At 60.7% G+C, this 14,682-nt stretch carries 16 protein-coding genes; 2 read left to right on the top strand and 14 right to left on the bottom strand.

Annotation, left to right across the window (positions count from 1 at the left end):
* Positions 1-53: 53 nt before the first annotated feature.
* Entirely contained in the window at positions 54-716 is a 663-nt protein-coding gene (locus ACH2DG_RS09945) for an HAD family hydrolase (RefSeq protein ID WP_395025975.1), read from the bottom strand.
* Positions 717-762: 46 nt separating this feature from the next.
* Entirely contained in the window at positions 763-1,173 is a 411-nt protein-coding gene (locus ACH2DG_RS09940; protein WP_395025840.1) for a YchJ family protein, read from the bottom strand.
* Between the two features lie 297 nt (positions 1,174-1,470).
* On the opposite strand from ACH2DG_RS09940, the gene ACH2DG_RS09935 reads away from it, so the two are divergent.
* A complete protein-coding gene (locus tag ACH2DG_RS09935) occupies positions 1,471-1,968 on the top strand; it encodes a DUF421 domain-containing protein (protein WP_395025838.1) in 498 nt (165 codons plus the stop codon).
* On the opposite strand, the gene aliA is transcribed toward ACH2DG_RS09935, so the two are convergent.
* From aliA to badH, 4 genes are all read right to left on the bottom strand, one after another.
* Positions 1,969-3,612 (bottom strand): cyclohexanecarboxylate-CoA ligase, encoded by a 1,644-nt coding sequence (gene aliA / locus ACH2DG_RS09930; RefSeq protein ID WP_395025837.1) that lies wholly within the window; start codon positions 3,610-3,612, stop codon positions 1,969-1,971.
* 64 nt (positions 3,613-3,676) lie between these two features.
* Entirely contained in the window at positions 3,677-4,828 is a 1,152-nt protein-coding gene (gene aliB / locus ACH2DG_RS09925; protein ID WP_395025836.1) for a cyclohexanecarboxyl-CoA dehydrogenase, read from the bottom strand.
* 21 nt (positions 4,829-4,849) lie between these two features.
* The gene (gene badI / locus ACH2DG_RS09920) at positions 4,850-5,632 is read right to left on the bottom strand and encodes a 2-ketocyclohexanecarboxyl-CoA hydrolase (protein ID WP_395025834.1); all 783 of its coding nucleotides are present in this window, start codon (positions 5,630-5,632) and stop codon (positions 4,850-4,852) included.
* Between the two features lie 26 nt (positions 5,633-5,658).
* Entirely contained in the window at positions 5,659-6,423 is a 765-nt protein-coding gene (badH, locus tag ACH2DG_RS09915) for a 2-hydroxycyclohexanecarboxyl-CoA dehydrogenase (protein ID WP_395025833.1), read from the bottom strand.
* Positions 6,424-6,504: 81 nt separating this feature from the next.
* Between badH and ACH2DG_RS09910 the strand changes: the two genes are divergently transcribed.
* The gene (locus ACH2DG_RS09910) at positions 6,505-7,023 is read left to right on the top strand and encodes a MarR family winged helix-turn-helix transcriptional regulator (RefSeq protein WP_395025832.1); all 519 of its coding nucleotides are present in this window, start codon (positions 6,505-6,507) and stop codon (positions 7,021-7,023) included.
* Between the two features lie 164 nt (positions 7,024-7,187).
* Here ACH2DG_RS09910 and ACH2DG_RS09905 read toward each other — a convergent pair whose 3' ends face one another.
* The 8 genes from ACH2DG_RS09905 to ACH2DG_RS09870 form a co-directional block, all read right to left on the bottom strand.
* Positions 7,188-8,318: an acyl-CoA dehydrogenase family protein gene (locus ACH2DG_RS09905; protein WP_395025830.1), complete on the bottom strand. Its 1,131-nt coding sequence runs from the start codon at positions 8,316-8,318 to the stop codon at positions 7,188-7,190.
* Positions 8,319-8,419: 101 nt separating this feature from the next.
* Entirely contained in the window at positions 8,420-9,088 is a 669-nt protein-coding gene (locus tag ACH2DG_RS09900) for an SDR family oxidoreductase (protein ID WP_395025829.1), read from the bottom strand.
* Positions 9,085-9,711 carry a pyridoxamine 5'-phosphate oxidase family protein gene (locus tag ACH2DG_RS09895; protein WP_395025827.1) on the bottom strand — a complete coding sequence of 209 codons (627 nt, stop codon included), beginning with the start codon at positions 9,709-9,711 and terminating at the stop codon, positions 9,085-9,087. Before ACH2DG_RS09895 ends, ACH2DG_RS09900 begins: the two co-directional genes overlap by 4 nt.
* Positions 9,708-10,802 carry a hypothetical protein gene (locus ACH2DG_RS09890; RefSeq protein WP_395025826.1) on the bottom strand — a complete coding sequence of 365 codons (1,095 nt, stop codon included), beginning with the start codon at positions 10,800-10,802 and terminating at the stop codon, positions 9,708-9,710. The genes ACH2DG_RS09895 and ACH2DG_RS09890 overlap by 4 nt, the downstream gene beginning before the upstream one ends.
* Positions 10,803-10,839: 37 nt before the next feature.
* Positions 10,840-12,021, bottom strand: a complete 1,182-nt coding sequence (locus ACH2DG_RS09885) for an acetyl-CoA C-acyltransferase (protein ID WP_395025825.1) — start codon at positions 12,019-12,021, stop codon at positions 10,840-10,842.
* A gap of 122 nt (positions 12,022-12,143) precedes the next feature.
* On the bottom strand, positions 12,144-12,806 hold the full coding sequence (gene can / locus ACH2DG_RS09880) for a carbonate dehydratase (RefSeq protein ID WP_395025823.1): 663 nt from the start codon (positions 12,804-12,806) through the stop codon (positions 12,144-12,146).
* Positions 12,807-12,859: 53 nt separating this feature from the next.
* Complete coding sequence (locus tag ACH2DG_RS09875; RefSeq protein WP_395025822.1) at positions 12,860-14,041, bottom strand: isovaleryl-CoA dehydrogenase; 1,182 nt, start codon at positions 14,039-14,041, stop codon at positions 12,860-12,862.
* 94 nt (positions 14,042-14,135) lie between these two features.
* Positions 14,136-14,540 carry a MerR family DNA-binding transcriptional regulator gene (locus ACH2DG_RS09870; RefSeq protein ID WP_224151200.1) on the bottom strand — a complete coding sequence of 135 codons (405 nt, stop codon included), beginning with the start codon at positions 14,538-14,540 and terminating at the stop codon, positions 14,136-14,138.
* Positions 14,541-14,682: the final 142 nt, after the last annotated feature.

Here is a 14,682-nt window from a genome sequence, read left to right as displayed (position 1 = left end):
ACTCCGTTCAAGGAGCACACCAGCGCCCAGACTCCTGAAGGCCTGCTGCACGCTCATACCAGTTGCGGCAGTTCACCCATGTGCGCAAAGCAGCGTGATGCACCAGCGGCCTCCAACTCGTGCGCCGGGCACACGGCATGCAGTGGCGGATGGTAGGCCCATACCGTGGCCTGTGCGGCGACGCCCGCTTGCGTGCCCGTTACGCTGTCTTCAATGACGAGGCAGCGTTGGGGGGCGGCTCCCAGTGCGGCTGCCGCCGCCAGGTACACATCGGGAAAAGGCTTGGTACGCGGCAATTCATGCCCGCTGAAAATACGGCCCTCAAAGTACGGCAGCAAACCGGTGATTCGCAATTGCATCTCCACCTTCTTGCGATCTGCTCCCGAGGCGCAGGCAATCTGCCCGCCCATCTGCGCGTGCAGTGCCTTTACAGCCTCTACGGCACCCTCGATTGCCTTCACATCCTTCTCCAGCGCCGTATTGCGGCGCTCATAGAACTCCTCCATCCAGGCATCGGTCAGCGGCTTGCCGGTGTTGGCCTCGATCAGATCCTTCTGGCTGCGCACCATCTTACCGATGAACAGCTGCAGGCAGGCTTCGCTCGTAAGCGCCCAACCTGCTTCATTGAGCATGGCGCAGAGCACGCGGTTGGTGATCGTTTCGCTGTCTACCAGCACGCCATCGCAGTCAAACAGCACTGCGTCAAAGCGGGCAATCCTTGTCATTTCGTATCCTCATGGGTGTGCGCAGACCATGGACCAGTCAGAACTGGTCGCCATCCACATAAAACCAGCGCCCGTGCTCCTGCACGAAACGGCTGCGCTCATGCAGCCGCACAGCGCGGCCCTGTACTTTATAGCGAGCGATGAATTCAACCTCTGCATGCGTGCCGTCCTGGACCTGAAAGTCTTTCACCTCCAATCCCAACCAGCGACATTGCGGGTCGAAATCCAGGCTCGGTGGGCGCTGCGGCGCGTGCCAGGTGGCCAGCAGGTAAGGTGCCCGCTCCATAACAAACGCGGTATAGCGGGAGCGCATCAGCCGCTCGGCGTCCGGCGCCGGGGTGTGCAGAAAGTCGTCGATGAAGCGGCCGCAGCATGCGCTGTACGCTACCGCTGATCCACAAGGGCACGCAGTAGCGTCGGTGCCTGCTGCCGCTTTCTTCTTGGCCATGGCTCTGTCTCTTTTCAGTATTTGCAACGGGATTGCCGTTTGCGCCGCCTCTGAGGCGCCTCCTTGCCGGGGTCACGCTGGCAGCAAAGCCCGTATTGTGCCAAATATGCCTTTGGTGCATACAGAATGCGCGCAAGTAGCTACTGGAACAATAGCAAAAAGACAACCATGCCAGAGTCTGCCTGCGTATAGGGTAAACCTCGCCCAGCACGGACTGCGCACTATGATTGCCGGGTCAGCGGGCACATTGCATGCACATGCAGGCGCCGCCCGTCCACAGGTTCTGAGGAGTCAGCCATGTTTTCTATGAGTGTTCCGTGGTGGGAATTTGTCGTGCGCGGCTTTGTCGTCTATGCATTCTTGCTGGTGTTTCTGCGCCTGACCGGACGCCGCCAGATCGGGCAGTACGATCCCTTCGACCTGATTTTGTTGCTGATTCTGTCGAACGCTGTGCAGAACTCGATGAACGCAGGTGACAACTCTCTGATCGGCGGCCTCATCTCGGCCACCACACTGATTGCCTGCCACTCCATCATGGCGCAGCTGAGCTATCGCAGCAGAAGGGTATCGCGCTGGGTCGATGGCATTCCCAAGCGGCTCATCTCCAACGGCCAGGTCAACCGGCAGGTAATGGACGCCGAGCTCATCACGAGCGATGACCTGAAAGCTGCCCTGCGCGGCGCCGGTTGCCTGCACACCTACGAGGTGGAGCAGGCCACCATCGAAACCAATGGCCAAATCACGATTGTGCTGCGCAACCGCGACAGCACCGAGGACGCGCCCGACGGAGTGTAGCTAGGCAAGTGCGGCCTTCAACTGCTCGCGCAGCTTGAACTTCTGGATCTTGCCCGATGGCGTGGCTGGCATTTCTGCCAATACCACCAGACGCTCAGGCAGGTAGTGCGGGGCCACCTTCTGTGCCCGCAGAAAGTCGGTCACATCACTCAGCGCTGGCTCGGCCGCCCCTGGCTTGAGCACGATCACCGCACAGGCACGCTCGCCCAGGCGCTCGTCGGGATAGGCCACCACGGCGGCCTGCGCGACAGCCGGGTGTCTGTAGAGCAGGGACTCCACCTCCACCACCGGAATGTTCTCGCCGCCCCGAATGATCACATCCTTGCTGCGGCCGGTGATGCGGATGTAGCCTTGCGCATCCATGCGCGCCTGGTCGCCGGTATCGAACCAGCCGTCATCGGTGGTGGCATTGAGGTGCGGGCGTTTCAGATAGCCTCCAAAGTTGGAGCTGGCCCTGACCCACAACTGGCCAATTTCGCCGCGTGGCAACTCCCGGCCCAGATCATCCACCACCTTCACCTCAGCACCAGGCAATGGCAGGCCGTCGGTGTCCACCGCACGCTGCGTGTCATCACTGGGGAGCGTGGTGGTGACAGCACCATTTTCCGACATGCCCCAGGCGGAGATGATCTGCGCCCCCAGCGCCGCCTGCGCCTGCTCGACCAGAGGGCCGGGTATCGGCGCGCCCGCACACAGAAAGGTTTGCAGGCTGGGCACCGGGCCACTCACCGCCACTTCGCGTGACAGGTCAGCCAGAAACGGCGTCGATGCCATTGTGAAGGTGCAATGCCATCGCCGTATCAGCTGCGCAGCAGTGGCCGCGTTCCATACATCCAGCAGCACCGCCGTCGCGCCCAGCATCACCGGCATCATCAGCCCGTACATGAAGCCGGTCTGGTGCGCCATGGGCGACGCCATGAGCACCACGTCGGCGCTGTTCAAAGCCAGCCGTTTTGCATAGGCGTGGATGTTGGCCATCAAGGTATTGGACGAGTGCATGACGCCCTTGGGCTCACCCGTGGTGCCGCTGGTATAGATGAGCTGTGTAACGGCATCGGGCTGTACCCGGTTTTGTTTGAGAATCTGCGCCGCATCGGCAGCCTCTTCCCACGCGGGCTGTGCAAGCAAGGCTTCAAAGCTGTCAGCACCCGCTCCGCCAATCGCCACGACATGCTGCAGGTGCGGCAACTGCGGCTGAATGCCTTTGAGCATGGCCTCGTAATCCACATTGCGAAAGCCTTTGAGCACCACAATCACCTTGGCTTCACCGTGGCCGAGCATGAACAGCAGTTCACGCTCACGGAAGATCGGCATCAATGGATTGAGCACAGCACCAATGCGCGCGCATGCCAGGTACAGCACCGTGAACTGCCAGACGTTGGGCAACTGGCAGGCTACGACATCGGTGGGCCGCACACCCAGTCGCCACAGCCCCACCGCCACACGGTCGGCCATGCGTGCCAGCTCCGCGTAGCAAAATTGCTGCGCGGTCTCTTCGCCCGTGCACTGTCCCACCAGCGCCAACCGGTCGGGCCACTGGCGCGCTGCGTGGTCCAGCGCATCGTTGATGGTGATGTCCCGCCACCAGCCTTGGCTTCGCATCTGCGCGCGGCGCGGTGCCAGCAATACGGCATCAAACTGCATGTGTGTCTCCTGTCTATTGTGGATTGGCTCTGCACCTGTCACCGCGCGATGGCGGCCGCACTGTCTATGCAGGAACGGCTTGCCTGCCAGCACGGTCGCGGGCGATGATGGTCTTCATGATCTGGGCCGTTCCGTCGCCAATCTGAAAGCCCAGTACATCCCGCAAGCGCTGCTCCATCACACCCCGGTCGTAGCCGCCATGGCCGAACATCAGCAGACACTGGTGGATGCAGTCGTACGCGAGCTTGGGCGCCCACCATTTGCACATGGCCGCTTCCGCACTGTGGGGCTTGCCCTGGTCCTTGAGCCACAGCGCCTGCAGGCACAGCAGGCGTGCAGCGCTCACCTGCGTATCAAAATCAGCCAGCGGGTGCGACACACCCTGGAACGCAGACAAAGGCTTGCCAAAGGCCTGGCGCTGCGCGACATACTGCCAGGCATCGTCCAGCGCCGCACGCGCCACGGCCAGCACCTGCAAGCCGATCAGCGCGCGCGAATAGTCAAAGCCCTGCATCACCTGTACAAAGCCCTTGTTCTCGTCCCCCAGGCGATGCAACAGCGGCACCCGCACATTGTCGAAAAACAGCGATCCCCGGCCGATGGCGCGCTGACCATGGCAATCAAAGCGGCTGCGCGTGATGCCCGGCAAGTCCATTGGCACCAGCAAAGCCGTCACGCCATGCGCTCCCGACTCCACCGTACCAGTGCGCCCAAACACAACGGCAATATCGCATTGATCGGCGGCGGAGATAGAGGTCTTCTCGCCATTGACCACATAGCAGTCACCATCGCGCTCGATCCGCAGGCGCAGGTTGGCCGCGTCAGAACCACCCCGGGGCTCGGTCAGCGCAATGGCGCACAACGCCTCTCCCGCCACCATTTTCTGCATCCACGGCCCGGTAATACCAGGTTGGCCATGGGCGGACAGGATTTGTGCATTGAGCGACGCCAGCAACGGCACATACGACATGCTCAGATCCGCGCGCGCCAACTCTTCATGCACCACCCCGGCTGCGAGGCACCCCATGCCCTGCCCACCCAGATGCTCGGGCAGCTCCGGGGCAATCAGGCCCATGTCACCCATCTCGCGCATCAGGCCGCGATCAAGAACGCGGGTCTGATCGCGCTCCAGAAAGCCGGGGGCCACGCGCTCTTGGGCAAACCTGCGCACCGATTCGGCCAGGGTCATCAAATCGTCGTTCAAATACGGATTCATGGGCACCTCTTGCAGGTTGCGTTACTTGGCGTGTTTGCGGAAATCGGGCTTGCGCTTTTCCTTGAGCGCTGCCACGCCTTCGCGCGACTCGTCGGTGTCGTAATACAGCTTGAGCGCGTACATGCCCATGCCGGCAATGCCCGCCTGGTGCGCGGTGTCCATGTTGAAGCTGCGCTTGGCAATGGCAATCGCGGTGGGGCTGCGCTCGCAGATGGTCTCGGCCCATTCCTGCACGGTGGCATCGAGCTGCTCTGGCGCCACGCAGAGGTTGGCCAGGCCCATGGCCACCGCCTCTTCGCCGGAATAGCGCCTGTTCAGGTACCAGATCTCGCGCGCTTTTTTCTCGCCCACTACACGCGCCAGGAATGCCGTGCCGTAGCCGGGATCCACCGATCCCATCTTGGGGCCCACCTGGCCGAAGATGGCCTTGTCGGAGCAGATGGTCAGGTCACAGATCGTGCACAGCACATTGCCCCCGCCAATGGCATAGCCTTGAACGCGGGCGATCACCGGCTTGGGCACGTTGCGGATCGCATCGTGCAGCTCTTCCATCGGCAAACCAATGGTGCCGCGGCCATCGTAGTTGCCGTCGTGGGCCGATTGGTCACCTCCGGTACAGAAAGCCTTGTCGCCAGCACCCGCGAGCACGATGCAGCCCACGCTCCTGTCGTAGCCTGCCTTGTTCAACGCGCGAATCAGCTCGTCGCAGGTGGTGCCGCGAAAGGCATTCATCTTCTCGGGCCGGTTGATGGTGATCCAGGCCACGTGGTTGCGCACTTCGTAGAGGATGTCTTCAAATTCCATGTCAGTCTCCTTCTTGAATGGGGCCATCAACCGGCCATCGTGAGGCCTCCGGATACGCTGATGACCTGGCCGGTCACATAAGCGGCATCGCCGGAGGCAAAGAACAGAATCGCGCCCGGCAGGTCTTCGGGCTGGCCGATGCGGCCCAGCGGAATGGATCGGGTAAAGGCTTCGAGCAGCTTTTCAGGGTTGGTGGCGCCTTCCTTGTAGCTGGCGAACAAGGCCGTGTCCGTCGGGCCGGGGCAGACCACGTTTACGGTGATGTTGTGGCGCGCATGTTCGCGCGCCAGGGTTTTGGACAGTGCCACCAGCCCGCCTTTGCAGGCTGCGTACACGGCCTCTCCGGATGAACCCACACGCGCTGCATCAGATGCGATATTGACAACGCGCCCTGCCTTGCGCTCTACCATGCGCGGCAGCACCGCATGGTGCATGTGCAAGGCGCCCACCAGGTTGATGGCAATGAGTTGCTGCCATTCACTCTCGTTGGTCTTGGTGAATGGCTTGAACACGTCCCAGCCGGCGTTGTTGACCAGCACGTCGATAGCGGCCCACTGCTCCGCCCGCTGCACTGCGGCATCCACGCTGGCACGGTCGGTAATGTCGCAAGCTAGGGCCTGCGCCTGCCCACCAGCCGCGGCAATAGCACCCGCCACTGCCTGCGCTGCAGCCAACTGCTTGTCGAGCACGGTCACCCGGGCGCCTTCGCCCGCAAAGCGTTTGCAGGTGGCACCACCAATACCGCCGCCACCGCCCGTTACTACAACATGTTGCCCATCAAAACGTGCCATGATTCAACCTTTCTTGCGCATTGCATCGTTTAATTGGACAATATATTTACACAAATGCATTGCCATGGCAATATAGAAATCATGAGCAAATCCGCAAACAGCACTAGAGAAAACCCGAATCAGTTGCGAACCGATCTGGCCAATCGGCTCTACTTCAAGCTGTACCAATGCGCCAACATGTTGCACAAAACGGGCACCAAGGCCGTGGAGGCCCAGGGCCTGACGACGCAGCAGTGGGCGGTGATGGGTGCGCTCTCGCGTCCCGAATCCGCACAAGGCATGGGCATGGGAGACCTGGCGCGCTATCTGTTGATGAGCCGCCAGAATCTGACCGGACTGCTTTCGCGCATGGAGGCCGCTGGCTATGTGCACAGCGTGCCCGACCCCGCAGACAAGCGCTCACGCCTGGTGCAGCTGACAGACGCTGGCCAGCGGGTGTGGCAGCACGATGCGGCCGAATCGATTGGTCGTTACTACGAGCAGGCGTTGGAGGGTTTTTCGAGCAACGACATGGTTCATACCCTGCACTACCTGCTCAAGCTGCTGGACAACATGAAGGCCATTGATGCCCAACAAAATGCGGGCAAGGAAGAGAGCTGAAAACCGGCACCCGCACCTTTGCTGGTCTGTAGCAGCACGGTAGATGCCACCCTTCTTTCCTGCGAATAGGAGAAACGGGTTGCTTGCCGCAGAGGTGAACAATCGCAAAAAAATGCCCCGCTGCGTTCATCCACAGCGGGGCATAGCACCAAAACGGATAGCGGTTACATCAGCGCGCGGGTGATGATGATTTTCTGCACATCGCTGGTGCCTTCGTAGATCTGGCATACCCGCACATCGCGGTAGATGCGCTCGACAGGAAAGTCATTCACCACGCCATAGCCGCCCAGGGTCTGTATGGCCGCACTGCAGACGCGCTCGGCCATCTCGCTGGCAAACAGCTTGGCCATGGCGGCCTCCTTCAAGCACGGCAAGCCGGCATCCCGCAAGCTGGCGGCATGCCAGATCAGCTGGCGCGCAGCCTCGATCTGCACGGCGCAATCGGCCAGGCGAAAGCTGACGGCCTGGTGGTTGATGATGGGTGTGCCAAAGCTCTCACGCTCCTTGGCATATTGCACCGCCACATCAAACGCACTGCGTGCCATGCCTACGCTTTGCGCCGCAATGCCGATGCGGCCGCCTTCCAGCGCACCCAGCGCAATCTTGTAGCCTTCGCCTTCGGCGCCGATCAAGTTCTCGGCCGGAACCACACAGTTGTCAAAATTGATCTGCGCCGTATCGCTGCTGTGCTGGCCGAGCTTGTCTTCGAGGCGGGCCACCTGGTAGCCAGGGTTGCTGGTGGGCACCAGGAATGCGCTCATGCCCTTTTTTCCGGCGCCTTTGTCGGTGACTGCAATCACGATGGCGATGTGGCCGTTCTTGCCGCTGGTGATGAACTGCTTGACGCCGTTGATCACATAGCTGTCGCCCTGGCGGGTGGCAGTGGTGCGCAGTGCGCTTGCGTCTGAGCCGACGTGCGGCTCCGTCAGGCAGAAGGCGCCCAGCATTTCGCCCCGCGCCAATGGAGCAAGCCACTGCTTTTTCTGCGCATCGCTGCCGTAGCGCATCAAAATCGCATTGACAGGGCAGTTGGTGACGCTAATGGCCGTGCTGGTGCCGCCGTCGCCAGCGGCAATCTCCTCCAGAACCAATGCCAGGCTCATGTAATCCAGTCCTGCCCCGCCCAGGGCTTCGGGTACGCAAATGCCGTATGCACCCAACTGCGCCAAGCCCTGGTGTGCGGCTGCGGGAAAGCTATGGTCGCGGTCCCACTGCGGCGCGTGGGGCCACAGCTCTGCCTGCGCAAACTCACGCACGGCGTCTCGTATCATTTTCTGATCATCGGTCAGAAGCATGTGTCTGTCTCCAGTGTCTTTTTGGTTTCGATAAAAAATGCGGCTTGCACATCTCCAGATTCAACGCTGGCAAGAGCCTCTCTCCTCACGTACCCTACGGATTACCAATGGGCGGCACGCCGACCATCGTGGTGCAGCAGGCGGCCCTTGTCAGCATCGGTGACGGAGGCCAGGGTCTCGCGCATGCCTGCCACGCTCTCTTGCACGGTCAGTGGCGCACCATCGCCACCCATCTCGGTCTGCACCCAGCCCGGGTCAATGGTGATCAGCCTGGCGCGCGGATAATCGTGCTGCGCGGCCGCCACAGCCATGTTGAGCGCCGCCTTGCTGACGCGATAGAGCCAGGCGTCACTCCCGTCCACACCCTCGATCTGCGACATGGAAGACGATACAAAGGCAAACACGCCCTGCGCATCTTCGACCAAGGGTGCAACCTGGGGCAGCACCTGCATGGCACCCAGCACATTGGTGTGCATGACGGCATCAAAATCCGGTTGCGTGGGCGGCGTGCGCGCATCGGGCTGACGGATGACACCTGCCACGAACAAGGCCACATCAATCTTCTCGCCATCCAGCAGCCATGCAAGGCCGCTGACACTGGCGGGCTGCGCCACATCCACCAGTTGCACTTCGGCGCCCAGCGCCGTCAAACGCGCCTGTGCGCCCGCATCACGAACTGTGGCAATCACCCGGCAACCGTCGGCGCGGTATTGCCGCACCAACTCCAGCCCGATGCCGCGCGACGCGCCAATGATCAGAACCGTGGTCATCGGCCCACCTGCTCCTGCGCAATCAGCGCCTCATAACGGGCCACCATGTCCGCCTGCGGCTCCGGTGCCGTCTGCAGGCCGATCTGGTCGTGGATCATCTGGTTGAGCGATGGCAGCACGCTGCGTTCTACCTGGGCCTGCGCACTCCACAGCCGCGAGCGCATCAGCGCCTTGGCACAATGCAGATAGGCTTCGCGCACCTCGATCTCGATCACAAGTCTGGGCAATTGCCGCTCACCGGCAAACTGCTGGATGAATGCATCTTCGTCGCGCAACCGGGCCACTCCATTGACCCGCAGAGTTTCGTCCACGCCGGGCAGCAAAAAGAGCAACCCGATGCGCGGATCGCGCACCAGGTTGTCCAGCGAATCAAGCCGGTTGTTACCGCCCGCATCGGGCAGCAGCAGGTGCTGCGCATCGGTGCATTTGACAAAGCCCGGCGGCCCGCCGCGCGGCGATGCGTCCAGCATGGCGCCATCCTTGCCCGCCGTGGCCATCACGCACAGGGGCGACAATGCCACAAAGCGCTGGCAGTGCGCGTCGAGATGGTTCAGCTCCTTGCGCACGGCACGTTCTGCCGGCTGGGCATACAGGGCTCGCAGTTGTTCGTGCGTGGTGATCATGCCGCGTTGCCCTCCGGCCGCGGGCCCGTGGCAGCATAGAGCGCGCAGAACTCCTGCCACGATGGATCGAACATCGCACTGACTTCCACATCCAGAGATTCAGCATACTGCTGGGCAGCCGCATGCACCTGCGGCACGGCAGACTGTGGGTTCTCGATGTAGTAGCCAGACACCAATTCGCCCTCACCATTGAGGCGACTGAAGGCCAGAATGCCTTGCTCCATCGGCTCCCAGAGGGACTGCAGGCTTTCCTGCACCTGTTTGGCGGCGTCCAACTCATCCTGGTTGCCCACGGGCATGACCACCTCCAGGTAATGCGCCAGATCAGCCCGTGTGGCGACCGCGTTGGCGCTGGTGCGCAGCGACAGCAGATCGGCAGGTGCATCCTCATGTGCATCGCGCTGGCGCACCTCAAACACCGTCCACCGGTCGTCATCCCCCTTGGGGAAACGGTAGCTGCGCCCCATTTCATCGCGCAGGAACGCATCGAATATGGCGGGAAACACCGACAGCGGCTCTGCACCGCTGACGCCTTGCGAGAACGCCTCGACAAAATCCACCGGCCCCACGCGCACCGCAAAATCCCATTCACCCAGCACGTGGTCGAGCATGATGAAGCTCATGTGCCGTGCATGGTCAAGCATGTCCTGCGGAATGATCTTTTCAAACGACAGTTCCAGCCCGACCACGCCACCCGCGTCGTAGTGCGCTACCAGCACATCCGAGCAGGCCAGCTCAAAGCCATCCATGCCCATGCTGAAATCGCTGCCCAGGGTGCGCGTACGGAACGCCTGCACCTTGTAACCCGGCAGACTGGGGGCTGCGCGCACGAGGGCCATGGCATTTTCGAACTGCTCGGTGTTGCCATGGGCGCTGATCACCAGACGCTTGAACAGGCTGCCGTCGGCATGCTCCAGCTCCAGCGCCAGTTCAGGCGCATACCGCGTCAGAATCTCGTTGGCCTTGGTGACAAACTCCTGCTCGGGCAGGAGCGCGAGATTGCGCTCATCGTAGGCAAATGCCTGCCAGAAGCCTTCAATGGCTGCGGCCTCCAGCAGCACGGGCTGGTCGGTATGTGCTTCGTCGTTCATGGCGAGGAGCCTCCTTTACCAGCCCATTGTGCAAGATTTAGATGATTTCGATCGCCATGGCGGTTGCTTCACCCCCGCCGATGCACAGGGTTGCCAGGCCGCGCTTCTTGCCACGGGCCTTCAAGGCATGCAGCAGCGTGACCAGAATGCGCGCACCGCTCGCTCCAATCGGGTGACCCAGGGCGCACGCGCCGCCATTCACGTTGACGATGTCGTGCGAGATGTTCAACTCCGCCATCAACGCCATGGGAACCACGGCAAAGGCCTCGTTGATTTCCCACAGATCCACGTCTGCCACAGACCAGCCGATCTTCTTGAGCAGCTTTTCGGTCGCGCCCACGGGAGCCGTGCTGAACCATTCCGGCTCTTGTGCATACGTGGCATGGCCAACAATGCGTGCCAGCGGCGTGCAGCCCAGTTCCTTGGCAGTCGATTCGCGCATCAGCACCAGGGCGGCAGCGCCGTCGTTGATGCTGGAGCTGGATGCGGCGGTGATGGTGCCGTCCTTCTTGAAAGCTGGCTTGAGCGAGGCAATCTTGTCCAGACGCGCCTTGGCGGGGCCTTCGTCCTCCGAAATCGTCACCTCGCCCTTGCGGGTGGAAACAGTCACCGGTGTGATTTCTTCCTTGAAAGCGCCTGATTTGGTAGCAGCCTGCGCACGCTCCACGCTCGCAATGGCGAATTTGTCTTGCTGTTCGCGGGTGAAGTTGTACTTGGCAGCACAGTCCTCTCCAAAGGTCCCCATGGAACGACCCGGCTCGTAGGCATCCTCGAGGCCATCGAGCATCATGTGGTCAAACACCTTGTCGTGGCCCATGCGGTAGCCGCCCCGGCCCTTCTTGAGCAGATAGGGCGCATTGGTCATGCTCTCCATCCCGCCAGAAACCATCACATCGCGGCTGCGCGCCACCAACTGGTCATGGGCCAGAATGGTGGCCTCCATGCCTGCGCCGCACATCTTCGAGAGCGTCACGGCACCCGTGCTCTTGGGCAGGCCACCCTTGAACAGCGCCTGGCGTGCTGGTGCCTGGCCCTGCCCAGCCATCAGGCAGTTGCCGAACAGCACTTCCTCCACCTTTTCAGGCGCAATGCCCGCACGCGCCACTGCAGCCTTGATGGCGGCACCGCCCAGATCGTTGGCAGACAATTCAGCAAAATCTCCCATGAAGCCCCCCATGGGGGTGCGGGCAGCGCTGACGATGACGACGGAATCTTGCATGGGAGTCTCCTGGAACAAAAGAGGAGCAGTTTGCGCTTGGTACACAATGGATTCAAATGCTTGTGAGATTGAAATCGTTGTGCATCAAGCGGTAACCGCTATTGTTTTTACATCAATGGAATTCAGCTGCGCTCACGTGTGGCAACGAGTTCTACCGCACGGCGGCGGACTTCGGCAATGCCGCCAACATCAGGCACAGTCATTTCCAGATTCGTGATGTGGCCGTTCTTGAGGCTGTAGCACCAGCCGTGCAGCACCACCTTCTGGCCGCGCGCCCAGGCATCCTGCATCACGGTGCTCTGCGCCACATTCATCACCTGCTCGATGGCATTGAGTTCGCACAGCGCATCATGGCGCCATTGTGGCGACAGGCTTTGCAGCAGTTCAGCGTGCTTGTCGCGTACATCCTTCACATGGCGGATCCAGTTGTCGGCCAGGCCAACACGGGCGTCTTCCAGCGCAGCGAGCACGCCACCGCAGCCATAGTGGCCCACCACCATCAGGTGCTCCACCTGCAGCTGGTCGATGGCGTACTGAATGGTAGAGAGGCAGTTCAAGTCGCTGGGCACCACCACGTTGGCGATATTGCGGTGCACAAACACTTCGCCTGGTGCCAGACCGGTGATCTGATTGGCCGGTACACGGCTGTCAGAGCAGCCAATCCACATGTACTTCGGGTTCTGCTGCGCCATCAGGCCGGTAAAAAAACCGGGGCGATCACGCTCCATCTGGTCCGCCCACTCGCGGTTGTGGACGAACAATTCTTCGATGGAGGTTTGGGACATAAGCAATCCTTTTAGGTTGTTTTTACAAGGATGACGCCAGCAGCCCGCAGTTTTCAGCAGGTTTCAGCAAACAACTCGCGGCCAATCAGCATGCGACGAATCTCGCTGGTGCCGGCGCCAATTTCATAGAGTTTCGCATCTCTCCACAGACGACCGAGCGGATACTCGTTGATATACCCATTGCCGCCATAGATTTGCACGCCTTCACCGGCCATCCATGTTGCTTTCTCCGCGCACCACAGGATGACGCTCGCGCAGTCCTTGCGTACCTGGCGAACATGGTCAGATCCCAGAAGATCGAGATTTTTAGCAACCGTATAGGCAAAAGAGCGACCCGCTTGCAGCACGGTGTACATGTCTGCCACCTTGCCCTGGATGAGCTGGAACTCTCCAATGCTCTGGCCAAACTGCTTGCGGTCGTGGATATAAGGCACGACATTGTCCATCACGCTCTGCATGATCCCCAGCGGACCTCCAGTCAACACGGCACGTTCATAGTCCAGACCACTCATGAGCACCTTGGCACCGCCATTGACCGTACCCAGTACGTTCTCAGCCGGCACTTCCACGTTCTGGAACACCAGCTCACCCGTGTGGCTGCCTCGCATGCCCAGCTTGTCGAGCTTCTGTGCAATCGAGAAGCCCTTCATGCCCTTCTCGATCAAAAAGGCTGTCACGCCGCGTGCACCCAATTCCGGCTCCGTCTTGGCATACACCACCAGGGTATCCGCGTCGGGGCCATTGGTGATCCACATCTTGTTGCCATTGAGCAGGTAATAGCCACCCTTGTCCTCGGCCTTCAACTTCATGCTGATCACGTCAGAGCCCGCACCAGGCTCGCTCATTGCCAAAGCACCTACGTGCTCGCCGCTGATCAGCTTGGGCAGGTATTTCGCCTTCTGCGCCTCATTGCCATTTCGGTTGATCTGGTTCACGCAAAGATTGCTGTGTGCGCCATACGACAGGCCCACCGACGCACTGGCACGCGAGATTTCCTCCATAGCCACCATGTGCGCCAGATAGCCCATATCGGCGCCGCCATACTGCTCGGACACCGTGATGCCCAGTACGCCCAGATCACCAAACTTGCCCCACAGATCCATGGGGAACTGGTCATTGCGATCAATCTCGGCAGCACGCGGCGCAATCTCCGCCTGTGCAAACTCTCGCACCGCGTCGCGCAGCGCGTCAATATCTTCACCGAGTTGGAAATTCAATCCTGGAAGTCCGGACATGTGCTTGTCTCCTTGGGTTCGCTGTCATGGTCAACAAGTTGTCAGCTTGCTGGATCCGGATGACAACTACGTTTACGTTAACGTCAAATATAAGCTATTTTTTTTCTGCTGGCATCTGCAGCAGCTCCTGCGCTTCTCTCAGATGTTCATCAATTTCTGCCAAATTGGCTTGCAAATCTGCCAGTTGCCCCAGCAGGCGCCCGCGTTGTGCCGAGAGCACTTGAACAAAGCGATTCAACTGCATCTGTGTGTCGCGCGGTGATTCATAGAGATCAAGAATCTCCTTGGCCTCCTGCAAGCTCAGACCCAAGCGCTTCGCGCGCAAGGTCAAACGCAGGCGCGTCCGATCCTTGGCGGAGTATATGCGCTGCTTGCCGCTCGCTCCTGCCCTATCAGGATGCAGAAGACCCATGTCTTCATAGAAGCGAATAGCCCGCGTCGTGAGGTCGAACTCCGCTGCAAGATCGCTGATGGTATAGGTGAGTGCAGTTGTCCCCATGCAGTATTCCTGTTGCTATGTATGCATTATGAGCCCGAGTTACGCGTGCAGGCGTCACACATGTATTGAACAGCAAGGCTAGCGCCAAAAAGCAAAACCCCCGCAGTCGGAGACTGAGGGGGTTTGGGAATAAAAGCCTGAC

The sequence above is a fragment of the Comamonas odontotermitis genome (assembly GCF_040396735.1).
GTDB classification, from domain to species: domain Bacteria; phylum Pseudomonadota; class Gammaproteobacteria; order Burkholderiales; family Burkholderiaceae_C; genus Comamonas; species Comamonas odontotermitis_C.
This window is presented reverse-complemented; position numbering and strand designations above follow the sequence as displayed.

What these genes read in the sequence shown, in the direction of transcription:
- badH (WP_395025833.1), bottom strand. Translation starts at nt 6,423, where the DNA reads ATGGCACGTTTTGATGGGCAACATGTTGTAGTAACGGGCGGTGGCGGC.
- ACH2DG_RS09885 (WP_395025825.1), bottom strand. Translation starts at nt 12,021, where the DNA reads ATGCAAGATTCCGTCGTCATCGTCAGCGCTGCCCGCACCCCCATGGGG.
- ACH2DG_RS09935 (WP_395025838.1), top strand. Translation starts at nt 1,471, where the DNA reads ATGTTTTCTATGAGTGTTCCGTGGTGGGAATTTGTCGTGCGCGGCTTT.
- ACH2DG_RS09895 (WP_395025827.1), bottom strand. Translation starts at nt 9,711, where the DNA reads ATGATCACCACGCACGAACAACTGCGAGCCCTGTATGCCCAGCCGGCA.
- ACH2DG_RS09875 (WP_395025822.1), bottom strand. Translation starts at nt 14,041, where the DNA reads ATGTCCGGACTTCCAGGATTGAATTTCCAACTCGGTGAAGATATTGAC.
- aliA (WP_395025837.1), bottom strand. Translation starts at nt 3,612, where the DNA reads ATGCAGTTTGATGCCGTATTGCTGGCACCGCGCCGCGCGCAGATGCGA.
- ACH2DG_RS09890 (WP_395025826.1), bottom strand. Translation starts at nt 10,802, where the DNA reads ATGAACGACGAAGCACATACCGACCAGCCCGTGCTGCTGGAGGCCGCA.
- ACH2DG_RS09940 (WP_395025840.1), bottom strand. Translation starts at nt 1,173, where the DNA reads ATGGCCAAGAAGAAAGCGGCAGCAGGCACCGACGCTACTGCGTGCCCT.
- can (WP_395025823.1), bottom strand. Translation starts at nt 12,806, where the DNA reads ATGTCCCAAACCTCCATCGAAGAATTGTTCGTCCACAACCGCGAGTGG.
- ACH2DG_RS09870 (WP_224151200.1), bottom strand. Translation starts at nt 14,540, where the DNA reads ATGGGGACAACTGCACTCACCTATACCATCAGCGATCTTGCAGCGGAG.
- ACH2DG_RS09900 (WP_395025829.1), bottom strand. Translation starts at nt 9,088, where the DNA reads ATGACCACGGTTCTGATCATTGGCGCGTCGCGCGGCATCGGGCTGGAG.
- aliB (WP_395025836.1), bottom strand. Translation starts at nt 4,828, where the DNA reads ATGAATCCGTATTTGAACGACGATTTGATGACCCTGGCCGAATCGGTG.
- ACH2DG_RS09910 (WP_395025832.1), top strand. Translation starts at nt 6,505, where the DNA reads ATGAGCAAATCCGCAAACAGCACTAGAGAAAACCCGAATCAGTTGCGA.
- ACH2DG_RS09905 (WP_395025830.1), bottom strand. Translation starts at nt 8,318, where the DNA reads ATGCTTCTGACCGATGATCAGAAAATGATACGAGACGCCGTGCGTGAG.
- badI (WP_395025834.1), bottom strand. Translation starts at nt 5,632, where the DNA reads ATGGAATTTGAAGACATCCTCTACGAAGTGCGCAACCACGTGGCCTGG.